At 52.2% G+C, this 25,442-nt stretch carries 24 protein-coding genes; 9 read left to right on the top strand and 15 right to left on the bottom strand.

Annotation, left to right across the window (positions count from 1 at the left end; genetic code table 11):
* Position 1: 1 nt before the first annotated feature.
* Positions 2-1,183 carry an acetoin utilization protein AcuC gene (locus KQI79_RS00970; RefSeq protein ID WP_216536329.1) on the top strand — a complete coding sequence of 394 codons (1,182 nt, stop codon included), beginning with the start codon at positions 2-4 and terminating at the stop codon, positions 1,181-1,183.
* Here KQI79_RS00970 and KQI79_RS00965 read toward each other — a convergent pair whose 3' ends face one another.
* From KQI79_RS00965 to KQI79_RS00955, 3 genes are all read right to left on the bottom strand, one after another.
* Positions 1,184-1,891, bottom strand: coding sequence for a 5'-methylthioadenosine/adenosylhomocysteine nucleosidase (locus KQI79_RS00965; RefSeq protein ID WP_216536328.1), 708 nt, complete (start codon positions 1,889-1,891; stop codon positions 1,184-1,186).
* A 14-nt stretch (positions 1,892-1,905) separates the two neighbouring features.
* Positions 1,906-2,916, bottom strand: a complete 1,011-nt coding sequence (gene ccpA / locus KQI79_RS00960; protein WP_216536327.1) for a catabolite control protein A — start codon at positions 2,914-2,916, stop codon at positions 1,906-1,908.
* 208 nt (positions 2,917-3,124) lie between these two features.
* Positions 3,125-3,529: a hypothetical protein gene (locus KQI79_RS00955; RefSeq protein WP_230191920.1), complete on the bottom strand. Its 405-nt coding sequence runs from the start codon at positions 3,527-3,529 to the stop codon at positions 3,125-3,127.
* 233 nt (positions 3,530-3,762) lie between these two features.
* Here KQI79_RS00955 and KQI79_RS00950 point away from each other — a divergent pair, with 233 nt between their 5' ends.
* Both KQI79_RS00950 and KQI79_RS00945 read left to right on the top strand, forming a co-directional pair.
* Complete coding sequence (locus KQI79_RS00950; protein WP_216536325.1) at positions 3,763-4,287, top strand: type 1 glutamine amidotransferase domain-containing protein; 525 nt, start codon at positions 3,763-3,765, stop codon at positions 4,285-4,287.
* 718 nt (positions 4,288-5,005) lie between these two features.
* Entirely contained in the window at positions 5,006-5,635 is a 630-nt protein-coding gene (locus tag KQI79_RS00945) for a transposase (RefSeq protein ID WP_216536324.1), read from the top strand.
* Between the two features lie 59 nt (positions 5,636-5,694).
* Here the strand turns inward: KQI79_RS00945 and ptsP are convergent, their stop codons facing one another.
* The 4 genes from ptsP to aroA are packed head-to-tail and all read right to left on the bottom strand — an operon-like array spanning position 5,695 to position 11,085.
* Complete coding sequence (gene ptsP, locus KQI79_RS00940; protein ID WP_216536323.1) at positions 5,695-7,413, bottom strand: phosphoenolpyruvate--protein phosphotransferase; 1,719 nt, start codon at positions 7,411-7,413, stop codon at positions 5,695-5,697.
* The gene (locus KQI79_RS00935) at positions 7,410-9,296 is read right to left on the bottom strand and encodes a glucose PTS transporter subunit IIA (RefSeq protein ID WP_216536322.1); all 1,887 of its coding nucleotides are present in this window, start codon (positions 9,294-9,296) and stop codon (positions 7,410-7,412) included. The genes ptsP and KQI79_RS00935 overlap by 4 nt, the downstream gene beginning before the upstream one ends.
* 33 nt (positions 9,297-9,329) lie before the next feature.
* Positions 9,330-9,755, bottom strand: a complete 426-nt coding sequence (locus KQI79_RS00930; RefSeq protein WP_216536321.1) for a CoA-binding protein — start codon at positions 9,753-9,755, stop codon at positions 9,330-9,332.
* Between the two features lie 31 nt (positions 9,756-9,786).
* Complete coding sequence (gene aroA / locus KQI79_RS00925) at positions 9,787-11,085, bottom strand: 3-phosphoshikimate 1-carboxyvinyltransferase (RefSeq protein WP_216536320.1); 1,299 nt, start codon at positions 11,083-11,085, stop codon at positions 9,787-9,789.
* 82 nt (positions 11,086-11,167) lie between these two features.
* Between aroA and KQI79_RS00920 the strand changes: the two genes are divergently transcribed.
* Positions 11,168-11,467: a rhodanese-like domain-containing protein gene (locus tag KQI79_RS00920; protein ID WP_216536319.1), complete on the top strand. Its 300-nt coding sequence runs from the start codon at positions 11,168-11,170 to the stop codon at positions 11,465-11,467.
* A gap of 36 nt (positions 11,468-11,503) precedes the next feature.
* Here the strand turns inward: KQI79_RS00920 and KQI79_RS00915 are convergent, their stop codons facing one another.
* Positions 11,504-12,028, bottom strand: a complete 525-nt coding sequence (locus tag KQI79_RS00915) for a shikimate kinase (protein WP_367398119.1) — start codon at positions 12,026-12,028, stop codon at positions 11,504-11,506.
* A 156-nt stretch (positions 12,029-12,184) separates the two neighbouring features.
* On the opposite strand from KQI79_RS00915, the gene KQI79_RS00910 reads away from it, so the two are divergent.
* Positions 12,185-12,487, top strand: a complete 303-nt coding sequence (locus KQI79_RS00910) for a hypothetical protein (protein WP_216536318.1) — start codon at positions 12,185-12,187, stop codon at positions 12,485-12,487.
* Here KQI79_RS00910 and gndA read toward each other — a convergent pair.
* The 5 genes from gndA to KQI79_RS00885 form a co-directional block, all read right to left on the bottom strand.
* Positions 12,484-13,890 (bottom strand): NADP-dependent phosphogluconate dehydrogenase, encoded by a 1,407-nt coding sequence (gene gndA / locus KQI79_RS00905; RefSeq protein ID WP_216536317.1) that lies wholly within the window; start codon positions 13,888-13,890, stop codon positions 12,484-12,486. The two genes, KQI79_RS00910 and gndA, sit on opposite strands and share 4 nt — an antisense overlap.
* Before the next feature lie 497 nt (positions 13,891-14,387).
* Positions 14,388-14,984 carry a hypothetical protein gene (locus KQI79_RS00900; protein ID WP_216536316.1) on the bottom strand — a complete coding sequence of 199 codons (597 nt, stop codon included), beginning with the start codon at positions 14,982-14,984 and terminating at the stop codon, positions 14,388-14,390.
* A 235-nt stretch (positions 14,985-15,219) separates the two neighbouring features.
* Entirely contained in the window at positions 15,220-16,380 is a 1,161-nt protein-coding gene (locus tag KQI79_RS00895; RefSeq protein WP_216536315.1) for an ABC transporter permease, read from the bottom strand.
* On the bottom strand, positions 16,373-17,557 hold the full coding sequence (locus tag KQI79_RS00890; RefSeq protein WP_216536314.1) for an ABC transporter permease: 1,185 nt from the start codon (positions 17,555-17,557) through the stop codon (positions 16,373-16,375). The genes KQI79_RS00895 and KQI79_RS00890 overlap by 8 nt, the downstream gene beginning before the upstream one ends.
* A 12-nt stretch (positions 17,558-17,569) precedes the next feature.
* Positions 17,570-18,505, bottom strand: a complete 936-nt coding sequence (locus tag KQI79_RS00885; RefSeq protein ID WP_216536313.1) for an ABC transporter ATP-binding protein — start codon at positions 18,503-18,505, stop codon at positions 17,570-17,572.
* Positions 18,506-18,699: 194 nt separating this feature from the next.
* Here KQI79_RS00885 and KQI79_RS00880 point away from each other — a divergent pair, with 194 nt between their 5' ends.
* The 3 genes from KQI79_RS00880 to KQI79_RS00870 are packed head-to-tail and all read left to right on the top strand — an operon-like array spanning position 18,700 to position 21,193.
* The gene (locus tag KQI79_RS00880) at positions 18,700-19,881 is read left to right on the top strand and encodes a sensor histidine kinase (RefSeq protein ID WP_216536312.1); all 1,182 of its coding nucleotides are present in this window, start codon (positions 18,700-18,702) and stop codon (positions 19,879-19,881) included.
* Positions 19,878-20,537 (top strand): response regulator transcription factor, encoded by a 660-nt coding sequence (locus KQI79_RS00875; protein ID WP_216536311.1) that lies wholly within the window; start codon positions 19,878-19,880, stop codon positions 20,535-20,537. The genes KQI79_RS00880 and KQI79_RS00875 overlap by 4 nt, the downstream gene beginning before the upstream one ends.
* A gap of 23 nt (positions 20,538-20,560) precedes the next feature.
* Complete coding sequence (locus KQI79_RS00870; protein ID WP_216536310.1) at positions 20,561-21,193, top strand: YktB family protein; 633 nt, start codon at positions 20,561-20,563, stop codon at positions 21,191-21,193.
* Between the two features lie 59 nt (positions 21,194-21,252).
* Here the strand turns inward: KQI79_RS00870 and KQI79_RS00865 are convergent, their stop codons facing one another.
* Entirely contained in the window at positions 21,253-22,431 is a 1,179-nt protein-coding gene (locus tag KQI79_RS00865) for an MFS transporter (protein ID WP_216536309.1), read from the bottom strand.
* A 39-nt stretch (positions 22,432-22,470) separates the two neighbouring features.
* On the bottom strand, positions 22,471-23,808 hold the full coding sequence (locus tag KQI79_RS00860; protein WP_253297884.1) for an MFS transporter: 1,338 nt from the start codon (positions 23,806-23,808) through the stop codon (positions 22,471-22,473).
* A 129-nt stretch (positions 23,809-23,937) separates the two neighbouring features.
* Between KQI79_RS00860 and KQI79_RS00855 the strand changes: the two genes are divergently transcribed.
* Entirely contained in the window at positions 23,938-25,413 is a 1,476-nt protein-coding gene (locus tag KQI79_RS00855) for an aminotransferase class I/II-fold pyridoxal phosphate-dependent enzyme (RefSeq protein ID WP_216536307.1), read from the top strand.
* Positions 25,414-25,442: the final 29 nt, after the last annotated feature.

The following is a 25,442-nucleotide window of genomic DNA, read 5'->3' as shown; positions in this document are numbered from 1 at the left end:
TATGTCGTCTGCAAACGCTTTATTCGTTCACCATAACGATACGTTAACATATCGCTTCAACGATGATCATCCGTTCAATCAGAACCGGCTGAAGCTGACGGGCGATCTGCTGACACAGATCGGCGCTCTTCGCCAGGAGCAAATCGTATTGCCCCGTACGGCGGCGGACGAGGATCTTCTTCATATCCATCAACCGAAATATATCGAAGCCGTCAAGGCGCTCAGCGAAGCCGAGCCTGCGGCCGATTGGACCCGGCTTGCGGAACTTTTCGGGCTGAATACCGAAGAAACTCCCTACTTCGCGCAAATGCATGAAGCGGCGGCTGCGATTGTCGGCGGGTCGCTGACGGCGGCGGATGCGGTGATGTCCGGCCGATGCTTGCATGCGCTGCATCTCGGCGGAGGGCTGCATCATGCATTATCCGGGAGAGCGGCCGGTTTCTGTATCTATAACGACGCTTCCATCGCCATCGCTCATATCCGCAAACGTTACGGCGCCAGAGTGTTGTACATCGATACGGACGTCCATCACGGCGACGGCGTGCAATGGTCTTTCTATACCGATCCGGACGTCTGCACCTACTCGATCCACGAAACGGGCAAATATTTGTTTCCCGGCACCGGATTCGTGCATGAACGAGGCGAATCGGACGGCTACGGGACATGCTTCAACATTCCTTTGGAACCGTTTACCGAGGATGAGTCGTGGATGCAATGCTTTCGCGAAACGGTCGTTCGCGTCACGTCCGTCTTCCGGCCCGACGTCATCGTCAGCCAGCACGGCTGCGACGCCCACGCCTACGATCCGCTGTCGCATCAGCATTGCAGCATGCGCATATACGCCGAAATGCCGGCGATTATACACGAGCTTGCGCATCGTTTCTGCGGCGGGCGATGGATTGCGCTCGGCGGAGGAGGCTATGACATATGGCGAGTCGTTCCGCGGGCATGGAGCCTTCTATGGCTTGAAATGAACGATGACCCGCTGCTGCGCGCAATCAAGGAAAATCCGCTTACGCCTTTGCCGCGCCCATGGCTCGAGCGCTGGCAGCAAAAAACCTCGCTACCGCTCCCCGCAACCTGGTTGGATGACCTAACCGAATGGGAAGCGATACCGAGGCGTACGGAAATTTGCAACAGAAATTTGCGCACGATCGAAATCGCCATGCAAGATATTCCTTAATTAGAAATGATTTATCATTTCGCTAATAATTTGAACCGAATGCTCGGAAGCCTGTTTCGTAAACTCGGGAAAATTCGTATGCGCGGAACCGTCCGCTTTGTCCGACATCGAACGAATGACGACAAACGGCGTTCCGTTCATCGCGCATACTTGAGCGACGGCGGCTCCTTCCATTTCGACGCATGCGCCGTCCATCGTTTCGAACAACTCCTTGACGATGGAACGGTCGGCGATAAATTGATCCCCGGACAATACTTTGCCGAGCATATGCCGCCCGCCGAACAGTCCTTCGCATGCTGCGGCGGCAAGCTCGACCAAGTCGGGAGCCGCCGCAAATTCCGAGCGTTCCTGAAAAGGAATGACGCCGCGCGGAAAGCCGAGCGCGCTTACGTCTATATCATGCTGCATGCAAGTCGTGGACACGACGATATCGCCAATGTTTAACGAAGGGTGTAACGCGCCCGCTACGCCGGTGAACAATATGCAATCGACGCCGTAAGCGTCGATCAAAATTTGCGTCGTAACCGCGGCGTTCACTTTGCCGACGCCCGACTTGCAAACGACGACGTTGCGATCGCGGAACACTCCTTCGTGGTAAACGACGCCCGCCCGCTCAGTACGCCGCACTTGTTCCAATTGCTGAAGCAACAGCTCGATTTCCTCGTCCATCGCTCCGATGATTCCAATTTTGCGGTATTGATGTTTCATCCCGTTACTCCCCATCACGAATTGACATGGCTCACGGACAGGCGAAGGATCGTCTCATGCGGCAAGATGACATGGGATTGCTCCACGTTCTCCTTCTTCATGAGCTTGGTCAATAAGCGCATCGCTACCGCGCCGATATCGTACATAGGCTGGGCTACGGTCGTCAACTGCGGACGAACCATCGATGCCATCCGAATATTGTCAACGCTGATCACGGAAAAATCGTCGGGAACTCTCAATCCTGCGTCTTGGATGCTGTGAATGGCGCCGATCGCCATTTCGTCCGTTGCCGTAAATACGGCCGTCGGTCTTCGTTTCAATCCGAGGAAGTATTTCATTGCTTCGACGCCGGATTCGTAACGGTAGTTGCCGATACGCACCAAATCCTCCTGATACGTAATACCCGCCGTTTCCAGAGCTCGTTTGTAGCCTTGGAAGCGGGCATAACCGTTCGCCGGATCCTGCAGCGTGCCGCTGATCATCGCGATTTCCCGATGGCCGTGGCGAATGAGCGTGCTGACCGCGTCGAACGCCGCGCCTTCGTGATCGATGTCTACCGAAGGTATAGCGCCATGCTCGTCCTTCGTCGCGCACAACACAATCGGCACGGACGATGTTTGGAACGCTTGAATATGGTCGTCTGTGACCGTGCCTCCCATGAACAGCAATCCGTCAACCTGCTTCTCGAGCAGCGTGTTAATGACGCGGATCTCCTTCTCTTTCTTCTTATCGGCATTGCAAAGAATGATATTGTAATGGTACATGTTCGCGATATCTTCGATGCCTCGAGCAATTTCCGCGAAAATTTGATTGGAGATGTCCGGAATGACTACTCCGACCGTCGTCGTCTTCTTGCTGGCCAATCCTCTCGCTACCGCATTCGGGCGATAGCCCAAACGTTCGATTGCTTCGTACACTTTTTTGCGGGTTTGCGGTTTAACGTTCGGGTTGTTGTTTACGACCCGAGAAACTGTCGCCATCGATACCCCCGCTTCTCTTGCTACATCGTAAATAGTTACCGTCACATTCCTTCTCTCCAATATCTACAGATTTTTTAGAGCATATTTAGCAAATTTTCCAAATGGGTCGTTTCATTGCAGTACATATTAAATGTAATAATACGACAATTTTTTACTTTTCGCAACGTAACAGCGCATTCACCTTATTGTATCATACTCCAAAGTAGCTCCGCGAGCGGCGGTCCTTCCCTCAAGCTTGCGCATCGCTAGGAGCTTACTTCGCATTCGATCGATAGGCATGCAAGGAAAACGACGTAATTTGCGTTAATCGTTTCTCGATCTCCGCCGTCCAATGTCGATCGCTCAACGATCGAGCCAATAAATAAAGATCCAGCAATTGATTAATTCTCTCTTCCAGCATCGCCTCAATATTGCGAACATTGGCGTAAGCGAGGCCCTGCGTAAAGACTTCGTACAGAACGTCGACCAGTTCGTTGCAATCTTCGAAACGAATCGGGTGCTCGTCCGGATTCGAACCCAGATTCGCTATCAATTCCTTCAAATCCCGCTTCACGTCGTAGAGCACTTCGCTTTGCGAGCAAGAGCCGCATGAGAAAATCGGAACATTGGCGATTTCCGTTTTGCCTGCATAAACGACAGTTCGAAGCAACAATTTCATCTCATTACCGCATTGGCAACGTTTGTGCACACTGACCACCCCGTTGAATGTCAAAATGATCGTCCTTTATTGCGATCAGAATAATAATTTATACATTCGACTTGTTCGGCGGAACTCCTTCTATCCCGATGGTAGTAATTATTATCTCTATAGGAAAGCAATGATCTTGATCACATTCTTTGGTACAATAGAGACATAGCAACTAGCTAAGATTGTGAAGGAGTTGATGGTCAATGCGTTTAACCGGTAAAAAAATTATCGCGCTCGTCGATGACGAATTCGAGGATTTGGAACTATGGTATCCCGTGTATAGAGCAAGGGAAGAAGGCGCGATCGTGACGCTGGTCGGCCCGGAAAAGGGCAAAAAATACATCGGCAAATACGGCGTTCCGGCCGAAGCCGAGCTTTCGTTCGACGAAGCGGACAGCGCCGATTACGACGGCATCCTCGTTCCCGGAGGCTGGGCGCCGGACAAGCTGCGCCGCTACGACAAAGTACTGTCGCTTGTTCGCGAAATGGATGCGGACCGTAAGCCAATCGGGCAAATATGCCATGCGGGGTGGGTGCTCATCTCCGCGAAAATTTTGCAAAATCGCAAAGTTACGTCCACGCCAGGCATTCGCGACGATATGGAAAATGCCGGAGCCGAATGGTTCGACGAAGCGGTTGTTGTCGATAACCATATCATCTCCGCCCGCCGCCCTCCCGATTTGCCGCCATACGCGAAAGCGTTCTGCGATGCGCTGGCAGCGCGTTAGCACGTCGGATAGACCGCCGGTACCATTCCCGGCGGTTATTCTATTTGCCAAGCAACGCCTGAATCGTCGATACAGTTCGGCCTGTTCGCCGGGATGCGCTCCGGTTTCCATGAAACGACCGTTTTCCCTATATTTCATCATATACGAAAAAAGGGGGCGAGCACAACTCATTTTCATCGATTTTCACTTTATTTCATGGTTATTTTCAACATTTTCATGAAAATGTCACTTCCACGCATTACCTAGTTTCGCCAAATATGTATCGAAACTTTCTTCCATATCACAACTTTATTGTACTAATTGATCGCCGTATCCGGTTTGCCCGTTTTTATCATGCACATTGATCGCACTGAGAGCAGCATTAGTATCTCGATTTTTTGCCGTCTGACTCTGATACATATATCGGTTCTTACTTATTCTCCACAGAAGAAGCTCCGCATTCGCCTTTTACAGCATGCACTTTTCATATTTAATAACGTTTTCCGTTGCCCTTCGAATATGCATTCCATTCGCTTTCTTGAATATAGTTTCCATCCTTTTCGATTCCATAGAAACATGTATTGCGATATCTTTCATGGCTATAATATATGTACCTTGATCAGAAGGTACGTAAAAGAGATACATTCGCCAAAAAGATCCTCGATATCCCAATTATGGCTTGATAAACGAACGTATGTTTGCTATAATATGTATAACAAGGAGATGAGGATGTGATAGGATGATGTCGCTGGACGCTTTTATGCGGCAATTCGGAGATGACGAAGCTTGCCGGTCGTACTTGAGCGAACTGCGTTGGCCAAGCGGTTTTTGCTGTCCAAGATGCGATAGTAACCGGCATTGCTACATCGAATCCCGTCATGTACACGAATGTCTCGATTGTCACGCCCAAATTTCCGTTACATCGGGAACCGTCATGCATGGGACCAAGCTGCCCCTATCCTATTGGATGTTTACATTTTGCTGGATCGCATCCGGCGAACTTTGTACTGCGCGCAAATTGGCGGCAACGTTGCAACTGAATTATCGTAGCGCAAGCCGGATGCTAAGAGCGGTTCGAATGGCGATGCAACATTCCAACGGATTTCACCCTTTATCCGAAGCCGCCAGGAAGAAACCCGTTCGGCCGCAGACGGAGCCTGTTATTGAAAAAGCGAGAGAAATTTCGAGGCGTAGAGCGCTTAGGTTTATTCGGTCCGTCTATCGCAAAGTCAGCCCGGCCTATTTGCAGAGCTATGTTGACGAATACTATTTCCGGTTTGCCCGGAACTTCTATAACAAACTGGCCTTGCCCGTGCTTGTAAGAGCCGGACTTTATTTATCTTTTCCCGGTACGCAGGCGTATCGCTGAAATGCGGCAAGACGGCAAAAAGGGCCGCCCGCTTCACGGCAGCCCCTTCAATATTTATGTTATTCAAGAGCGAACGTATCGAGCAATTGTTCGACTTCTCCATTCGTCCGGCATTCGAACAGCGAAGGGAAAAATTCGGCGCAAGCTCCGCTATCCGTTTGCAATATACGATTTTTCACCCGCAAAATCGAATGAGCGGACATGCTTAAGTTACGCACGCCCATCGCAAGCCAGATCGGAACGGCTCTTTCGTCCCCGGCCATTTCGCCGCAAACGCTAATCGGTATGCCCCCGTTCCGCGCCGCTTCGACGATCGTTCTTAACATTCTTAATATGGCGGGATGAAACGGTTCATACATATGGGCAATTTGTTCGTTCATCCGGTCGACCGCCAGCACATATTGCACCAAATCGTTCGTGCCGATACTGAAAAAGTCGACTTCTTCCGCAAGCAAATCAGCAATCGCTACAGCAGCCGGCACTTCGATCATAATGCCGGCGGGAATATCCGCAATCCCTTTTTCGCCTCTTGCCTCCAATTCCTGCTTCGCCTCTTCCAGCAGCCTTTTCGCTTCCCTTGCTTCGTCAATCGAAGAAATCATCGGAAACATCACTTTCACGTTTCCGTAGCGGCTCGCGCGCAAGATCGCACGCAATTGCGTCTTGAACATTTCCTTGCGGTCCAAACAAACGCGAATGGCCCGGTATCCGAGCGCGGGATTGTCTTCTTCGGGCAGATCGAAATAGTCCAAATGTTTGTCGCCTCCGATGTCTAACGTTCGAATGACGACGCTCTCCTCCCCTAGCCGTTCAACAACGCTGCGGTATACCTCGAATTGCTCGTCCTCGTTTGGAAACTGGCTGCGGTCCATATATAGAAATTCCGTGCGGAACAATCCGACCCCGGTCGCTCCGTGCTTGAGCGCGAGATCCAATTCTTTTGCGGAACTAATATTGGCGGAAAGACGCATGACCGCTCCGTCCGGCGTAACCGACGGCACATGCGCCAGACGCTCCAGCCGGTTCTTCTCCTCGTGGAGATCGCGCTGGAGCTGCGCATAGCGCTCCAAGACCTTGTCCGAAGGATGAATATTGATCGTCCCGGCTCCCCCGTCGATGACGAGCATGTCCCCGGTTTGAATCGGCTGCATCAACTTGCCTTCCAGGCCGAGAACTAACGGGATGCCGAGCGCGCGCGCCATAATGGCGGCATGCGATGTTTTGCCTCCGAGCATCGTCACCAGACCCAGCACGTTGTTCGGGTTCAAGTTCGCCAATTGGGAAGGGGACAATTCTTTCGCCACGAGAATGTACGGCTGGTTGTCGGACGGCAGCGTAATTTCCGGCGCGCCGAGCAAATGCTTGAGCAGCCTGTTGCCGACATCTTTAATATCCAGAGCCCGTTCCTTCATATATTCGTCGTCGAGAAGATCGAACATCATGACGAAATGATCGATCGCTTCTTTGACCGCTACTTCCGCCGCTTTATATTGACGTTCGATAATGCCTTGAATTTCATTCATAAAGACCGGATCGTCCAATATGGCCAAATGGGCGTCAAAGATCGACGATTGCTCCGGTCCTACGATTTCCCGAATTTCATTTTTCAAAAACTCGATTTCGTTTTTAGAGGTACGAATTCCTTCGTACAGCCGTTCGAATTCTTTGGCCAAATCTACCGCATCCATTTTCTGCTCGGGCAAATCCCATTCCCACGTAGGCAGCACGAAGGCTCTGCCTATCGCAATTCCTGTCGATGCGCCGATGCCTTGGATCATTGTGTACCCCCTCCAACATCACTGTCGTTGATTACAACGGACATCACCGAAGCTTGTCCTTTTTTAACCGCTTTGAACGGAGCGAAGCTCCACGATTTAACCCGTTCCGGATTGGTGATCACCATCGGCGTCGCCAAAGACGCGCAATGTTTACGGATATAGGCGAGATCGAATTTCATCAGCAATTGTCCGGGCGCGACCTCGTCTCCTTCCCGGGCGCTTACCGTAATGCCCTTCCCGTTTAACTCCGAAGTATCGATTCCAAGGTGAATCAGAACGTTCAACCCTTCCGGCGTTTCGATGCCGATCGCATGCTTCGTCGGGTAGACGGTCATGATGCGCCCCGCGACGGGCGCTACGACTTCTCCCCGGTCGGGTATGAAGGCAACGCCGTTGCCTACCAGCTTCCGGGCGAATATTTGGTCGGGAACGTCCTCTAACGGAATCATGCGACCCTGCACCGGAGCGTTGAAGAGAACCTGATTTACTTTCTTATGCATCAGTTTCTCAATTTCCGCCCGGATAATTTCGGAATACGTGCCGAAGACGACTTGAATATTGCCGCCTCCCAGCCTGATCATGCCTGCCGCGCCCAATAAGCGGAGCGCGCTGCGGTCCAGCTTGCGGTCGTCCACAAGCGTCAGGCGCAGTCTTGTTACGCAAGCTTCGATGCGGACAATATTCTCTTTCCCTCCAAGCGCCTGCAAGATGAGCGGCGCCCGATACGGCAAACTGCCCGCCCAATCGTCCAATACCGATCCTTCCTCCCGTCCCGGGGTCGGAATTTGGAATTTCCGAATAACGAAGCGAAACAAAAAATAGTAAGCCAGCCCCAGACATAGGCCGATCGGAATAAGCAGCAGGCCCTTCTTCGCCAAATACCCGTTGAGCACATAATCGATCGCGCCCGCCGAAAAAGAAAACCCGTGATGGATATCCAAATAATAGGTAAGCCACATGACGAAGCCGGACAACAAAGCGTGAATAACGAATAAATACGGGGCTACGAACATAAAAGCGAACTCGATCGGTTCGGTAATTCCCGTCAAAAAGCTGACAAATGCCGAGGTGAGAAACGTTTTGCGAATTTTCGGCCTAAGATCTTCGCGCGATTCGTGAATGATAGCGAAGGCAATCGCGGGAATTGCAAACATCATCATCGGGTAAAGTCCCGTCATGAACTGTCCGGCCGTCGGGTCCCCCGCAAAAAAGCGCATCAAATCTCCGCGTATAACGTCCCCGCTGCCGTTGTCATAGGTGCCGACTTCAAAAAACATGACATAGTTCAATAAATGATGCAAGCCGAAAACAACCAGAATCCGTTGGAAAACACCGAATAGAAACACGCCGATTCCGCCGGACGCCAGCAACAGATCGCCCAATGCTTGGATGCCCGCCTGCAAATACGGGAACAGCCACATCATTAGAAAAGAAATGAAAACCGAAGCGATTCCCATAAACAACAACACGAAACGCGGTCCGCCGAAAAACTGGATATATTCGGGCAGTTTCAAATCCTTATACCGATTATGGACGCTGCCCGCAATAACGCCTAAGATGACGCCGACCAAATTCGGCGGATGGGAATCGATATGGGCGATCTGCTCCATCATTTGCTGGTAAATAAAAATGCCGAGGAGCGCCGCAATACCGGCCGTACCGGCATTGTTCGCCATGCCGAGGGCGACTCCCACGGCAAAGAAATAAGGAAGAAACGTAAATATCGTTTGACCGGCCACCACCAGGACGTTGCCGATTGCGGGCATGCCGGCATGTTCCCACGGCAAATGCCCTAAGCTTAACATGATGGCGGCAACCGGCAGCACCATCGTAGGAAGCATGATCGCTCTTCCGAAATGCTGCAACGCTCCTACACCATTCAAGCGTATCCTCTCCTTCCGAGAGCGCTGGAAACTTTATTTGCCGTGCGGCAAAAGGATGGAATCCTCTACTTTAATGCAGCGGTCCATAATGGCGGTCATGCCATGCCGCGCCGCAATGTCAGCCGCTTCCTCGTTCACGATCCCGAGCTGCAGCCACAGCACCTTCGCCTTGATCTCCGCCGCCTCTCCGGCAACGGACGCGCAATATTCGCTGCGGCGAAATACGTTGACGATATCGACCGGCTCCGGAATCTCTTTGAGCGAAGCATAGCATCTTTCGCCCAAAATTTCGGTCGCATTCGGATTGACCGGTATAATGCGGTAACCCTTTTGCTGCATGGCGGCGGACACCATATACGACGTCCTTTCCGGATTGTCGGAAAGACCGACGACGGCAATCGTATGGGACGCCATTAAAATCTCCTTGATTTGTTCGCGAGTCGGATTTTCAAATGCCATACCGTTTCTCTCCTTTCAAATCGAGCAAAGTTTACGAACCTTCGACCCATTCCACCTGCGCGCCGAGCGCGCGGATATGATCGAAATATTGGGGATACGACTTCGCGACATGATGCGCGTCTTTAATGCGGATTTCCCGTTCGGATCGCAATCCGACAACCGACAGCGCCATAATGACGCGATGATCGTAATGCGCATTGATCTCGACGCCGCCTTCGACGCCCTCCGGACGGCCGTGCACGATAATTTCCGCTTGCCGCTCTTCGACATGGGCGCCGGCTTTGCGCAATTCATGTAAATAGTCTGTAATTCGATCGCATTCTTTATAGCGTAAATTTTCCACATTGTAAAAACGGGAGGTTCCTTCCGCAAATACGGCGGCCGCCACCATCGCGAGAACCGCGTCCGTCGCCGCGTCGCCGTCGAACTCGACCGCCTTCAATTTGCGGTTGCCCCGTACACGCACCGTACCGTTCTCATGCGTCAGCGGCACTCCCATCATTCGGAGCACGTCGACGACCGCGCGTTCGCCTTGCTTGCTGTTTTCGGCCAGGCGGTGAACCGTTACGTCGGATTCCGTCACCGCCGCCGCAGCAAGAACGGCAGCCGATCCCGGATAATCCCCTTGCACCGTATACGTCTGCGCTTTATATTTCTGTCTGCCCGGCACTTTAAAGTACATATAATCTTCGCGCGCTTCAACCGTAATTCCGGCTTGCTCCAACACTTCGAGCGTCTGGCCGACGACGACCTTCGATTTCAAATCGTGCAGCACTTCGATTTCGCTGTCTTCCTCGAGCAGCGGCGTCAAAAAGAGCAGCGCGCTTAAAAATTGCGAGCTTACGCTGCCCGAAACTTGAATTTTCCCGCCGCGCGGACGGCCGCCGCGAATGGTGATCGGGAGCTTGCCGTTATGATGTTCTACCCCGACGCCCATTTGTTCCAGCGCATCGATCAAATCGTCATGCGGCCGCTTGCCGAGGGAGTCGGGATACGTATTGACGAACGTCAGTGCAGGACATAACGACGCAATGGCCATCAAAAACCGCAAGACCGCTCCCGCATTGCCTACGTTCAATTCGCTGATATGCTTCGGACGGCCTCCGAAACCGGTAATGACGATCTTCTCATCATCCTCTTCCAATACGGCTCCCAAATCGCGAATGCAGCGGCGCATCGCGTCGCTGTCTTCGCTATGCGCCGGATATAGAATCGTGCTTGTCCCTTCCGCCAATGCCGCGGCCAACAAGTAACGCGTCGTATAATTTTTGGAAGATAAGGCTTGAATTTCGCCCTGCAATCGAGGGGTAGGTCGAACGATGACATCCATAAATTTTTCTCCTTCCAATATCTATGCTAATATGATTATGATATATATGAAAATAAACTTCACTTCTTTGGAGGAAAACGAAATGACGGTCAATATTATTTTGCCCGAGGAAATCAAATCCAGATTGGATCAAGGCGAACGTTTGAATCTGATCGACGTGCGCGAGGCCGAAGAAGTGGCCGAAGGCATGATCCCGGGCGCCAAACATATTCCGCTCGGCCAAATTCCAGAGCGGCTTGAAGAAATCGAGCAAACAGGCGAAATCATTATGATTTGCCGCAGCGGCTACCGCAGCGAGCGGGCTTGCGAATATTTGCAGCAGCTTGGATTCCAAGGCCTCAAAAATATGCAAGGCGGAATGCTCGCTTGGCAAGAACTTTAAAGTAACGTTGCAAAGCTTATCGCCGCCGTCGCCGATTCATACTTGACGCCTTGCCAATATGAGTTCGGCGATGGCCTCGACGGTTAGATCCGTCGTATCGATCGTCACATCGGCAAATCCATAAGCGTCTTTGCGCCGTTCCATCAATTCCGCCACCCGTTGGCGTGCGTTGCCCTGCAACAGCGGCCGCGCGGGATCTTGCTCTACCCGGCGCACGATGATATCTTGGGCAGCCGTGAGCGCCACCACCCAGCCGCGCTCCAGCATCAATTCGCGATTCTCGCGGCGAAGAACGGCTCCGCCTCCTGTCGCTATAATTTGGCTGGATTGCCGCAGCGCTTCGTGCAGCACTTCGTGTTCCGTTTCGCGAAATCGCGATTCGCCGTGCAGCGCGAAAATTTCCGGAATCGTGAGCGATTCCTTGCGTTCGATCAACGCATCCGTATCTACAAACGTCCAGCCGAGCTTCTCTGCAAGCTTGCAGCCGACGCTGGATTTACCCGTACCCATAAATCCGATTAAAATAATGTTACGCTTCTTCGAAATCTCTTCCGGGTTCACCAAGACACCTTCTTTGCCTATATCATCCGCTAAACTTCCCATATCATACCATAGGTACAAAAGATCAGACAATCTTTAAAAACATGTATAAAAGACCCGTTATTTTCGTAAAGATGTTAATACCAAAATTTTCAATAGTAGGAGTGAAAATGGAATATGCCATCAGCGGCCTTCAACGCCAATTCCACGACACGGCGATTGGAACGGATCTTCGATCCCGATCATCCGCTCTGCAAAGAGGACGTCGTCTGGATATTGGAATATATTAAAAAAAAGGTGGCCGATGAAGATCCGAGCCTGCTAGATCTGTCTCAGCCACGCTTATTAAAAAATTTCCATTGTTTCGCCGAGGTCGCTCTATCGCTTATACACCGCCGCACCGTGTACGACCAGGAAATCGATGGGTTAAGATCGTACTTGGCGGAAGCCGTTCACGGCTTGTACGTTCATAAATCTTAGAACCAGTTGAAGTGGAAGACGCCTTCCTTGTCTACCCGTTTAAACGTATGCGCTCCGAAATAGTCGCGTTGCGCTTGCAGCAGGTTCGCGGGCAATCTTTCCGTGCGGTAGCTGTCGTAGTATGCCAAGGCGCTCGAAATGCCTGGAACCGGAATGCCTTGCGTTACCGCGACGGACACGACTTGTCTCCACGCGTCTTGATACGTTTCGACGATTTGTTTGAAATACGGGTCCAGGAGCAAGTTTTTCAAGCCGGGCTCGCGGTCGTACGCGTCTTTAATGTTTTGCAGAAAACGCGAACGAATGATGCAGCCGCCGCGGAAAATCATTGCGATGCCGCCATAGTTCAAATTCCAGTCGTATTCTTCCGAAGCTGCGCGCATTTGCGCGAAACCTTGGGCATAGGATACGATTTTGCTTGCGAACAGCGCTTTGCGCACCATCTCCACAAGCTCCGCCTTATCTCCGCTGTATGCCGAAGCGTTCGGCCCGCTGAGTACTTTGCTCGCATAGATCCGCTCTTCCTTCATGGCCGACAGGAAACGCGAGAATACCGATTCGGTGATCATGGAGAGCGGAACGCCCAAATCGAGCGCGCTTTGGCTCGTCCATTTTCCGGTGCCTTTCTGTCCGGCCGAATCCAGAATCACGTCAACCATCGGTTTGCCCGTTTCAGGATCGACTTTGGAGAAAATGTCTGCCGTAATTTCGATCAGATAGCTGTCGAGTTCCCCTTCGTTCCATTCCGAGAAGATGTGATGCAATTCTTCCGCGCCCACATTCAATACCGACTTCAACAAATGATAAGCTTCGCAAATCAACTGCATATCCCCGTACTCGATGCCGTTGTGAACCATTTTCACGTAATGGCCTGCGCCGTCCGGACCGATATATGTACAGCAAGGGTCGCCGCCAACTTTCGCGGAAATAGCCGTCAAAATCGGCTCGACAAGCTTATACGCGCTTTCTTGCCCACCCGGCATGATGGCAGGACCTTTGAGCGCGCCCTCTTCGCCGCCCGAAACGCCGGCGCCGATGAAACGGATGCCTTTCGCTTCAAGTTCCTTGTTTCTGCGCTGCGTATCCGGGAAGTAGGCGTTGCCGCCGTCGATAATAATATCGCCTTCGTCCAAATGAGGAATTAACTGCTCGATCGTCGCATCCGTCGCCGGACCCGCTTGAACCATAATGAGAATTTTGCGGGGGCTTTCCAAGGATTGGAGAAATTCTTCGATGGAGTAGGTGCCCACCAAGTTTTTGCCTTGCGCTTCGGCAATCAGATCTTTCGTTTTCTCGGGAGAACGGTTGAATACCGAAACCGTAAACCCTCTGCTTTCAATATTTAAGGCCAAGTTTTTGCCCATAACCGCTAAACCGATCACACCAATTTGCTGTTTTGACATTTGGTTCTTCCATCCTTTATCTAGATTATTTTTCGCAATACATCTATTTTACTCTTTTTCGCCCAAGATGTGAACGTTCAGACCGAAAATAACGATAAAAATAAGTGATCGCACCCTAATCATGCGAGTTCAAAAAGTCAACTTTTCAGCACCGAGAAGGTTGCGAGAACCCGAAGCCCATGCTTCCGAAGCGAGTTTTGCTGCGCAAAACTTTCAGGAGGAGCGCAGTGTAGGCAAACCTACATGAGCACCTGAAATGTTTCCGGAGGAAACATACTTCGTAAGCATACGCTCTTCGAGGGTGAACGCAAGATTCGATGTCGAGTGCACTCTCATAAATGCTTCGTGATCAAAAGGGGACTTTTTGAACAACCTTTAAAAACGCAAAAAAACGCCCCAGGCTTCGTCCGCTCTTCGCGGCTTCTTATACCAGGGCGCTTCGTCGTGGTCTGCGTGTGATCATGTTTCATCTCCCTTACATTTCTCGCAACCGTTCTCTACAATTCCAACAAAAGCATCTCGTGCCGCAATTCGGCCAGCTTTTCCTTGCACTTTTCCGTCTCCTCGGCATCGTTCCGCCGCATCGCGTCGTACAGACAAGCGAGCTCGTAATCCAGTTCCACCCTGACCTCCTTGGCCCGTTCTTCCGCCCGCTTCGATTGAAAGGCCTTGGCCACTTCTTCGTTTGTCACAAGCGGACGTTTCTGGAAGATGACCCGATGCTCCATTCCGGATACTTCAACCTGGCGGATCAATTCGCCGAACAAAATATTTTCGATCAAAATTTGCCTGTCTTTGAATCGCTTCACTACCGCATGTCCGCGGGTATCCCCAATGAGCCGTTCGATAAATTCGCCGAGCTTCTCATCTTTGATCGTATAATCGCCGACGATTTTATAACGGTTCTGCAGCCGTTGAAACCGAAGCTTAACGAGCTTGCGCCCGGTCCGGATGGAGATGATGAACGAAGAATCGTTCTCGCTCCAGTATAAGGAATACCCTTCATGAATCAAATCGCGAATGAGATTTTGGATATGCCGACGTTCGAATCGTAATTCCAAATTGCAATATTCAACTTCATAACTTTTATTCACGGCAATCCCTCCTAAACGAAATGGGTCAAGCTTTCATGAATTGATCCGATTGCAAATCCGAGCGGAAACCTACGATAATTCACGAAATATTGTGATCATTCCTTCTTACTTCATATCTTATACTCCATCTTATGTTTCGGTAACTTGGATTATTGACTATTTTTGCGTCCAAACGAAAGATGGATGCAAAAAACCTTGAAACCGCACCGTTGTGCGATTTCAAGGTTTCACTCCTTTATCGTGCCGCGGATTGCCCCGGTTTTAAGACGAATGCGCCGAAAGCAAGCAATATGATCGAAAACAACAGCAAGATTCCGATATGGATGATCACGCTCTCGAATCCCCCGCCGTTCGCAAGCTTGCCCGCCGCGTCAATCGCCCATTTTTGCGGTACGAAATTGGCGATTTTCTGCATATAATCCGGCATAATGTACAGCGGCCAGAAGCAGCCTCCGAGCATGCAGGTAGGCGTAACGATCAACGTGTTGATGTGCCCGAGTCCCGCCGGGTTTTTGACCATGCTCGCCGTCGCGCTGGCCACCCCGATCGCCGCCAGCAGGAAGCATTCCAAAATGACGAACAATTGAACGAGCGGCATACCGTAATCGTAACCGATCGCATAGCGGGTAAATAGCAGCGTTACGGCCATTTGGATCGTACCGACCAGAAACGCGCCGATAAAATTGCCCGCCGCAATTTCGAACGCGTTGACGGGAGCCGTATACATGCGCGCCATCGTCAACTGCTCCCGATCCTCGACCACCGAATAGATCGAACCGTTGCAAGCGAGCAAAATAAACAGCACCATTATACCGATCACAGTAGAAGCGAGCGGATTGCGAGCCAACCCGAAATCGGCCTCCTTCGTTTCGACGATCCGCTTTTCCTGAGCCTGAAGCAGCGCTTCGAGCAGCTTCGTTTGCTCCTGTTCGTTCCCGTCCGCCGCGGCGAACCCGGACGCGCTAACCGCCTGCTCGATCCGCTGTATTTCCAGATCGATATAAAGCTGCAATTTGACGGATTCCTCGCTCTCGTTCAATTGATACATCATCGCCTTGGACGGTTCCCCCGCCAGCAAATTCGCCGTAAAGTCGGAAGGAATCGCCAGCGCTCCGGCAACCCGATGCGAGATGACCGCTTCTTTCATGTCCGGGGTGCCGGACGATTCGACGAGCTTGATGCTCATCTTGTTCGTCAAACCTTGGAGGACATGCGCGCCGAGTTCCCCCCGGTCTTCATTCACATACGCGACTTTGACCGGTCCCGGCCCTACGCCGCCGATGACGGCGATGATGCCGGAAATAACGGCGACAGGGAGCAAAATGCGGGTAATAAAACCTTTGCGGTTGCCGATGACCCGTTTCATCAAATGCATTGCGATGACCCAACTATTCATGGATCGAACCCACCTTTCTGAAGCTGAACAGCGCCAAAACGAACAGAGCGGCGGAAATCCACGCAAGCACGCTCATGTATTGATATGCGACCGCCTGCTCGCCTCCCAGCATAAACCGCAGCATGCTTCCATTCGCCCAATGATTGAGCGTGAACTGCCCGATTTTTTCCATGTCTTCGCTGAAAAAAACGATCATGCCCCCGCTTAGGAACGTCATCAAAACGATGAGCAGCGAGTAGATCGATTCGACCGCCTTGCTCGTCTTGGCGTACGCGGCGAGAATAACCGCCAAGCTGATCGAAGCGACGATCGTCAATACGATGACCGCCGCGACTCCGGGCAAATTCCCGCTCCAATCGACGCCGTACGCGAAAGCCGAAAACAAGATGATGATCGCCGCCTGCAGAACCGCGAACAGGCCTGCTCCGAGCAATTTGCCGAGGACGACTTTCCAAGGGGCGATCGGCAGCGCAAACATCCGTTCCAACGTCTTTTTTTCCTTTTCGTCCAATAGGCTGATTGCCGCCGACATGCCGGAGAACAGCAAGAACATAATCAACATCGTAGCGGAATAATATTCGAGGGCCGACGCGTTCTGCAATTTATCATGCAGCTTGCCGATCTCCACCCTGCTCCCGCCGCCTGCGGCCTTCGCTCCCTCCGCGGCCATGAGGTCCGCCTGCGCCGCCGACTGGCGATCGAGCACGGTATGGTTCGCGAACGATTGCTGCGTCTTCTCGAGAAACAGATTGATGACCATTTCCGCCGAAATATTCCGATCGTGGCTGCGGCCGGGATACAGCGTCCATACGCTCGTTTCCGCGCGAAACAGCTTGTCGGAGAAATCGGCCGGCACAACCAGGCCGTAATCCGCCTCTCCCTCCCGCAGCGCTTCTTCCAATTCGGAGACGGAACCGACTTCCATCACCCGAACGTATTGCCTCGTCTCCGGCGCGTCCAGATAACGGTCCAAACCGTCTTTCATCGGTCCCGTATCCATATTGAGCACGGCAACCGCCGCCTGTGGCGGCTGCCGCTCTTCCGTCGCAAATTCGCCGGAGAGCGCAAGCCCGAGAATGAAAATAATGAGCAAGGGACTTACGATCATTAATATCATTACCGTTTTCATCCGCATCATCTTCCGCAATTCATTCATCATAATCGTCCAAATGTGCATATCCGTCGCCTCCTAATCCCGCAGCGTGCGGCCCGTGAGCGTCAAAAACAGCGACTCCAAATTCGGCTCCGTCCGCGTAAACGATTGGACGCGGACTTGATGCTTCGCCAAAATAAACATAATGTCCTGCAATACGCTGTCCGCGGCTTTTAATGTAATCTCGATCGAGCGCTCCTCGATTTGCATCATTTTCAATCCCGGGTGGCGGCGAAGCTCCTCCGCTGCCTCTTCGTTCATCTCTTGCACGGAGAACGACAGCTTCTCTTCCCCGCCCAGCTCTTGCAGCAGTTCATCCTTCGTGCCGCATGCGATGAGCTCGCCGTGATCGATAATGCCGACCCGCGTGCCGATCGCTTCCACCTCTTCCATGTAGTGGCTTGTATAGATAATGGTCGAACCCATCTCGTTCAATTGGCGCACCGACTGCAAAATATGGTTGCGCGATTGCGGATCGATGCCGACGGTCGGTTCGTCCATAATAATGAATTCCGGGCGATGCATAATCGCACAGGCGATGTTCAAGCGCCGTTTCATCCCGCCGGAGAACGCGGCCGGTTTCTCGTTCTGCCGATCCGTCAAGCCGACGAACTCGAGCGCTTCGTCGACGCGCTGCATCAATTGCTTGCCGCGCAATCCGTATAATTTTCCGAAAAAATGGACGTTTTCCCGTGCCGTCAACATCTCATAGATGGCTAACTCTTGCGGAACGAGTCCGATTTTCCGTTTCACTGCCAAGGGACGTTCCGCGACGGATACGCCGCCAACGCGGATTTCCCCCCGGTCGATCGGCAGCAGACCGCTCATCATTTTGATCAATGTGCTCTTTCCCGCCCCGTTGGGCCCGAGCAGCCCGAAAATTTCCCCTTGTTCAATCGTCAAATTCAAATGATTCACCGTAATTTTCGTTCCGTAACGTTTCAAAACGTCCTGCATGACAACAAATCCCATCTTCAAGCCTCCCATTGCGCAATCCATTCGTTTTTGTTAATTTGATTGTATTACGAAGGAAAGCCGCCGGACACGTCCGAAAGGTCATCAATTCGGGTGACGAAAGTCACCTTAGCGTCAATGGCGAAAGTCATAGCCGGCTTGGTTATGTTATAATGGGAACAACATTTTGCGCGCCAGAGGTCGATTGGTTCATGAATATCGTGTTGCCGTGGCTTCGCCACCTGCTTATCGTCGTGCCGGCGATCGGTTCGCTCGGTTCGGATCGAATCGCATCCCATTCCGTATACACGCTGCTCGTTTTATTGGCTTTATTGATCGTCCGCATTCGCATCCAATGGCCCCGTTTTCTTCCCGCCGTGTTGTTCTGCGGGGAAGTCGCCTTTGTCGGCTATTTGAGCTATTCATTCGGCGGCATTCTTTTCTTATGCCATTTGTCCGCGCTTATCTCGATCTTCGAACGGCGGCCGGCCGGCTTGACGTTTCCAATGCCGCCTTGGCTCGCCGCCTTGCTGCCTGCCGCGGCCATGAACGCTGCCTTGGCGGGACAGCCGATACAATCGCCCGAGACCTTCCTGCTTGCCAACGTCGTCTTCGGTTCGTTCGGCTTGCTGCTGTATGTTATACAAACGGCGGCCGTGCAAAAATCGGAGGTCGAATCGTTGTACGACGAATTGAGCCGCAATCATCTCGAATTGCAACATGCGCGCAAAAGGTTGATGCAGTATGCCAAACAGGTCGAGGAATACGCGCAGTTGGTGGAACGCAACCGCATCTCCAAAGATATCCACGACGATTTGGGGCATCGCCTGATTCGGCAAAAAATGATGGTCGAGGCCATTTTGAGCATTCGCGCGGCGGAACCGGAGAAAGCTGCGCTCATGCTCGAACAGGTGCGGGATCAAATGACGGAAAGTATGGACACGCTGCGCCGAACGGTACGCAATATGTCGCCGGAGACGCATGCGAGCGGGCGCTATTCGCTGGAGAAGCTGATCGAGTCTGCGGGAACCCAGCTTGGGATTGACGTGCGCTATCGAACGGAAGGGCTGCCGTACGCGCTTTATCCCAGCCTGGAATATATTTTATACCGGAACGCCCAGGAAGCCATTACGAATGCGATACGCCACGGCGGAGCGACGGAAGTGGATATCGTCCTTGCGTATACTCCGGATCATGTGGCGATGAGCGTAAGCAACAACGGAAGCTTGCCCGATCCCGAGTCGAAGGTTCGCAAAGGTCTCGGAATTCGGGGAATGGAGGAACGCGTATCGCTTGTCGGCGGACGCGTCGATTTGGGGGGAGACGGCTCGTTTACCGTAACAACCGTTCTCCCTCATTACCGCCAAGACGGCCGGGAAGGAGGAACAGCATGATTCGCGTTTTAATAGTAGACGACGACGCGTTTATTCGCGAAAGTTTAAAAATGATTTTCGAATATCATCCCGCGATCGAAGTGGCAGGGGTATGCGGAAACGGGCGGGAAGCTTTCGAATTCGTGCGGGAACGCCCGGACGTCGAAGTGGTGCTGATGGATATTCGGATGCCGGAGTGCGACGGCGTCGAAGGCACCCGGCTCATTAAAAGCGTCGCTCCGCATATCGCCGTGCTCATATTAACGACATTTGACGACGACGATTACATTGTCGAGGCGATCCGCAACGGGGCGGGCGGATATTTGCTCAAAAACATTGCGCCGGAACGAATTGTCGAAGGCATACAGACGGTACATAAAGGCGATCTGCTCATTCATCCCGACGTCGCCCGCAAGCTGGCGGGCTTAATCGGCGATGCGCGCAAAAGACCGAGCCGCCCTGCCTCCGGACCGAATCTGGAGTCGTACGGCATCACGCCGACCGAGCGGCAGATTATTGCGTTAATTGCCGAAGGGCAATCGAATAGAGAAATTGCGCAATCGTTGTTTTTGAGCGAAGGTACGGTCAAAAATTATATATCCGACATCCTGAGCAAACTACAATTGCGCGACCGGACGCAAATTGCCATCTTTTATTTGAAACAATCCCAAAACTAGCATCGTTGCAGGAGGTATCGAACATGGTATTTCAAGGTTTTGCCGAATCCGATTTCGACACGTTTCACATTGACGGTCTGGATGCCAGAATGGAAGCGATCCGGACGCGAATCCAGCCGAAATTTCAAACGATCGGCGAGGCGTTGTGCGGCAATATCGCGCTGCTTGCCGGGAACGAAATGTTTGTGCATATCGCGAAGCATGCCAGACGCACCGTGAATCCGCCGAAGGATACATGGCTGGCCGTCTGCCATAATAAACGCGGCTATAAGCAATATCCGCATTTTCAGGTCGGCTTGTTCGACGACCATGTTTTTCTTTGGCTTGCCCTTATTTACGAAGTGCAAGGCAAACGGATAATCGCGGACCATTATTTGAAGCGCGTCCGGACGGTCAAACGGACGGTGCCGCAACATTATGTCGTATCCTACGATCATATGAAAAAAGAGGCCGTTTCCGCCAAGGAGCTTACCGAGAAACGTTGGCGCGAAGCGCTCGAGCGATTCCGCGACGTCAAAAAATCGGAGCTGCTGATCGGCCGCCATATCGCGGCGGACGATCCCGTCTTGCAGGATGGACAAGCTTTTGTCCGTCTGGCCCAAGAAACGTTCGAAACGTTGATGCCGCTCTACAAGCTGGCCCGCGACGCGAAGTAACACGAAGATAGCCCGCGCCTGAATGAAAGGCGCGGGCTATCTTCGTCCCGGATATCGAGCTATACGGCTGTTTCCACCGGCGATTGCGCTTTGTCCAGCATTCCGAACCGGATGATGAGTCCGATCGCCGCAATGCACAGCACGCCGCCGATCAGCATCGGCAAATGAATATTAAAGTTGAATACGAACGTCGCGAGCAGCGGACCGGTAATTCGTCCGAAGCTGTCCATCGACGAGCTAAGCCCGGATGCGACGCCTTGCCCGACGGTCGTTTTCTGTGTAATCAGCGAAGTTACGCATGGGCGCAGCAGCGCGTTTCCCACTCCGAATACGCATAAAAATACGGTAGCGTTCACTAGATTCGAGGAGAACAGCAGCAGGAAAAATCCGGCCGCCGAAACGACAAGGCCGATAACAATGACTCTTTTCTCCGCCCCGTTCTTAATAAATTTGCGCACGACTCCTCCCTGCACGAGGGCGCCCGCGAGGCCGCAGAAGAAAAACATGAGCCCGACTTGAAAAGCGTCGATGCCTTCGATTTTGGCCGCCGTAAAATAGAGTAGCGTCGCCTCCAATCCCGCCAGCGTGAACGTTACGAAAAACGCAAGCACGTACAAATATTTCATGCGTCCGGTAAAGGCCGTCCACCGCGAAGGGGACTTGTCCGATTTCGTTCTGCGTTTTTCCGCGGGCAACGATTCTTTCACGAAAGCAAACCCTAGTACAAAAGTCAAAAACGTCAAAATCGAAGCGGCAAAAAACGGCGCGTTCATTCCTAATTTACTGAGCAATCCGCCGAAAGCCGGACCGAACGTAAAGCCCATTCCGATCGATACGCCGACGAGGGCCATCCCTTTCGTTCGCTGCTCCGCCGTCGTAATATCCGCTACATAGGCGACAATGACGGACGTAACCGCCCCGGAAAAAATGCCGCCCAGCACGCGGGAAGCGTACATGATCCATAGGCTGCCCCCCGCCAAACCGAACAGCAAGTAACTTGCGCTGAAGCCGAGCGTCCCGATGACGATCAGCGGCCTTCTGCCGATCCGGTCCGACAATCCGCCCCAGAACGGCGATAATATAAACGAAACCGCCGAATAGATCGACAGCATCAAGCCTAAATGAAATTCATTCGCCCCCGTATCCGTAATCATGACGGGAAGTACGGGAATGACGATGCCGAAGCCGATAAAGACCATCATAAGGATAAGCATGACAATCGTCATTTCTTTCTTCATTATGATTCCTCCATTCGTGACGTAGATCACAATCCATCGTTATCTTACCACAATTCGCTCCTTTGCGGTAATGAACAAATGAAGAACAAATAAAACGGCCTGCGTTGCCGCGCTTACCCAAAACGGCGCTTGCGGGCCGAATAAATCCCATAGTTTGCCCGAAATAATCGGGCCGAGGACCATTCCCGAACCGTTAATCGTCAGAAAAAACCCCCAAGTCGCCCCCCGTTCCTCCTTCGGTACGATCGAACCGACCCAAGCGTTCCAGGCCGGCAAAATAAGCGCATAGCTAAGTCCGATCATGCCGACAACCGAATAAACGGCAGGGAGAGAACGCGTCCACGTAAGCGTGACGATCGCAGCGGTCGACAGCGCAAAGCCGATATGCAAAAACCAGGCCGATCCGAACTTGTCCACCAATTTCCCTGCCGGAATGAGGCCGAGAAGCGTAATGCCGCCTCCCGCAACGAGGAGCATGCTGAACTGCGAAGGCGACAAATGCAGCACCGTGCGCGCATAGAGCGTAATGACCGGCGATAATAACCCGACGGCGAAAGTTTGCAAAAACAAAGCGGGATAGAACCATCTGCTTACATGCAGCGTTCTGCCGATTTGGCGGTACGACCCGACAATGTTGCGCCAAAGACCGCGCGGCGCCAATCGAGCATCCGCGCTGCCGCCGTCCTTTTGCCGATCATGCATCGCCTCGGTTTGACGTTGACCCGGCAGAAACAGCGCGATCACAATAATCGCGGTCATGCAAACAAAAAGGACGCGAAATGCCGGCGCAAACGAATCTTTCATCACAAAATTAATAATGACCGGGCCGGCTCCCGTTCCCGATAACCACGCCGCATTGACGATGCTTAGCACGGTTCCCTGCTTCTTCTCCCCCGCCATCTGGGTAGCTCCTGTCACGACGCACGGCCATAGCGGCGCCGTTCCGACACCCAGCAGCGCGCAGGCGACTACGATCCACCCTACGGAAGACGTATAAGCGATTATCGCTACGGCTAGCAAAGTCAGCGCCAAACCCGCGATCATACTGGCCCGGTAGCCGATTCTTTCTACCACCCAGCCGATCGGGCTGCGAAACGCATTGTCTCCGATATATTGCAGCGCGAAAGCCCATCCGATGGAAAAGGCCGATAATCCCAGCACCGTTCCCATATAGACCGGCAATATGGCGACAAGGAGCGCTCCTTTCACAAATTCGACCAAAAACATAATGATTAACAGTTCAATAACGAACGGAGAGAACAGGTGTCGGTTATGCCTTAACATTGTTGCGGTTTTCATTCGATCACGACTTTCCGGATAGTTTGTATGGGGATAAGCTATCCTATAGTCTGACCTATACGATGTCAAAACTTGCATTTCAAGCCGATATTCGCATGCCAAGCGGCCCTCGGCATACGGTGCAAAACGGTTCTTGCAATCCGTCGTGATTTTGTTATACTCAACTTTGTTTATATGTTTATGCACATGAAAGGTTGTGACAGTGAAATGGATCATCAACGCACGCCGTTATTCACCGCATTGAAAAAGCATGCGGAAAGCAATCCCGTACAATTTCACATTCCCGGACATAAAAAAGGGGTTGGAACGGACCAAGAATTTCGCCAATTTATTGGAGATAACGCCCTTTCCATAGATTTGATCAACATCGCCCCGCTCGACGATTTGCACCAGCCTACCGGAGTGATTGAAGAAGCGCAGCGCCTGGCGGCGGACGCTTTCGGAGCCGATTATACGTTTTTTTCCGTACAAGGAACGAGCGGCGCGATTATGACGATGGTCATGTCGATCTGCTCGCCCGGCGATAAAATTATCGTGCCGCGCAATGTGCATAAATCGATCATGTCGGCCATTATTTTCGCGGGAGCCAAGCCCGTCTTTATTTCCCCGGCGCGCGACGCCAACTTGGGAATCGATCACGGCATAACGACCCGTTCGGTAAAACGGGCGCTTACGAAACATCCCGACGCCAAAGCTGTGCTCGTCATTAACCCGACCTATTACGGCATATGCGCCGATTTGCGGGAAATCGTCGAACTGGCCCACTCCTTCCGCGTTCCGGTACTTGTCGACGAAGCTCACGGCGTTCTGATCCATTTTCACGACCAATTGCCGATGTCCGCGATGGAGGCGGGGGCGGATATGGCCGCGACCAGCGTTCATAAACTGGGAGGGTCGATGACCCAGAGCTCGATTTTGAACCTTAATGTCAAGAACGGATACGTCAACCCGCAGCGGGTTCAAACGATCATCAGCATGCTGACGACGACATCGACATCTTATATTTTGCTCGCTTCGCTGGACACATCGCGCCGGAATTTGGCGTTAAACGGGCATAAAATCGCCGAGGAAGCGATCCGATTGGCAAACTATGCGCGGGACGCAATCAACGAAATTCCGGGCCTGTATTGCTTCGGAGACGATATTCTCGGTGACGAGGCGACGTTCGATTACGATCCGACCAAAGTAACCGTTCACGTTCGCCATCTCGGCATCACCGGCTACGAAACGGAAAATTGGCTTCGCGAACATTACAACATCGAAGTCGAATTAAGCGATATGTATAACATCCTTTGCCTCGTTACGCCGGGCGATACCCAGGATACGGTCGATATCCTTCTCGCCGCCTTGCGCCGTTTATCCGAGCAATATTATAACGTTAACGAAGCGAAGGAACTGATCGTGAAAATACCGGAAATACCGCAGCTCTCGTTAATACCGCGCGATGCTTTCTACGGCGATACCGAAGTGATTCCTTTCCGTGAATCGGCCGGCAGAATAATCGCCGAGTTCATTTACGTCTATCCGCCGGGCATCCCGATTCTGCTGCCGGGGGAAGTCATTTCGCAGGAAAATATCGACTATATTATGGAGCATGTCGAAGTCGGTTTGCCCGTAAAAGGTCCCGAGGACCGCTCGATCCAGCACATTAAAGTGATCGTGGAGACGGAAGCGATATTCTAGTTCCGCTTCTCCGCCGGCAAGAAGCCCGG

Source organism: Paenibacillus sp. MSJ-34 (assembly GCF_018918005.1).
Lineage (GTDB): Bacteria > Bacillota > Bacilli > Paenibacillales > Paenibacillaceae > MSJ-34.
The sequence above is the reverse complement of the archived record's forward strand: the minus strand, read 5'-3'. Positions and strand labels throughout refer to the sequence as shown.

Excerpts from the sequence above, each read along its gene's own strand:
- KQI79_RS00970 (WP_216536329.1), top strand. The coding sequence starts at position 2 with ATGTCGTCTGCAAACGCTTTATTCGTTCACCATAACGATACGTTAACA.
- KQI79_RS00965 (WP_216536328.1), bottom strand. The coding sequence starts at position 1,891 with ATGAAACATCAATACCGCAAAATTGGAATCATCGGAGCGATGGACGAG.
- KQI79_RS00955 (WP_230191920.1), bottom strand. The coding sequence starts at position 3,529 with ATGAAATTGTTGCTTCGAACTGTCGTTTATGCAGGCAAAACGGAAATC.
- KQI79_RS00950 (WP_216536325.1), top strand. The coding sequence starts at position 3,763 with ATGCGTTTAACCGGTAAAAAAATTATCGCGCTCGTCGATGACGAATTC.
- KQI79_RS00945 (WP_216536324.1), top strand. The coding sequence starts at position 5,006 with ATGATGTCGCTGGACGCTTTTATGCGGCAATTCGGAGATGACGAAGCT.
- ptsP (WP_216536323.1), bottom strand. The coding sequence starts at position 7,413 with ATGATCCAAGGCATCGGCGCATCGACAGGAATTGCGATAGGCAGAGCC.
- KQI79_RS00930 (WP_216536321.1), bottom strand. The coding sequence starts at position 9,755 with ATGGCATTTGAAAATCCGACTCGCGAACAAATCAAGGAGATTTTAATG.
- aroA (WP_216536320.1), bottom strand. The coding sequence starts at position 11,085 with ATGGATGTCATCGTTCGACCTACCCCTCGATTGCAGGGCGAAATTCAA.
- KQI79_RS00920 (WP_216536319.1), top strand. The coding sequence starts at position 11,168 with ATGACGGTCAATATTATTTTGCCCGAGGAAATCAAATCCAGATTGGAT.
- KQI79_RS00910 (WP_216536318.1), top strand. The coding sequence starts at position 12,185 with ATGCCATCAGCGGCCTTCAACGCCAATTCCACGACACGGCGATTGGAA.
- gndA (WP_216536317.1), bottom strand. The coding sequence starts at position 13,890 with ATGTCAAAACAGCAAATTGGTGTGATCGGTTTAGCGGTTATGGGCAAA.
- KQI79_RS00895 (WP_216536315.1), bottom strand. The coding sequence starts at position 16,380 with ATGAATAGTTGGGTCATCGCAATGCATTTGATGAAACGGGTCATCGGC.
- KQI79_RS00890 (WP_216536314.1), bottom strand. The coding sequence starts at position 17,557 with ATGCACATTTGGACGATTATGATGAATGAATTGCGGAAGATGATGCGG.
- KQI79_RS00885 (WP_216536313.1), bottom strand. The coding sequence starts at position 18,505 with ATGGGATTTGTTGTCATGCAGGACGTTTTGAAACGTTACGGAACGAAA.
- KQI79_RS00880 (WP_216536312.1), top strand. The coding sequence starts at position 18,700 with ATGAATATCGTGTTGCCGTGGCTTCGCCACCTGCTTATCGTCGTGCCG.
- KQI79_RS00875 (WP_216536311.1), top strand. The coding sequence starts at position 19,878 with ATGATTCGCGTTTTAATAGTAGACGACGACGCGTTTATTCGCGAAAGT.
- KQI79_RS00870 (WP_216536310.1), top strand. The coding sequence starts at position 20,561 with ATGGTATTTCAAGGTTTTGCCGAATCCGATTTCGACACGTTTCACATT.
- KQI79_RS00865 (WP_216536309.1), bottom strand. The coding sequence starts at position 22,431 with ATGAAGAAAGAAATGACGATTGTCATGCTTATCCTTATGATGGTCTTT.
- KQI79_RS00860 (WP_253297884.1), bottom strand. The coding sequence starts at position 23,808 with ATGCAAGTTTTGACATCGTATAGGTCAGACTATAGGATAGCTTATCCC.
- KQI79_RS00855 (WP_216536307.1), top strand. The coding sequence starts at position 23,938 with ATGGATCATCAACGCACGCCGTTATTCACCGCATTGAAAAAGCATGCG.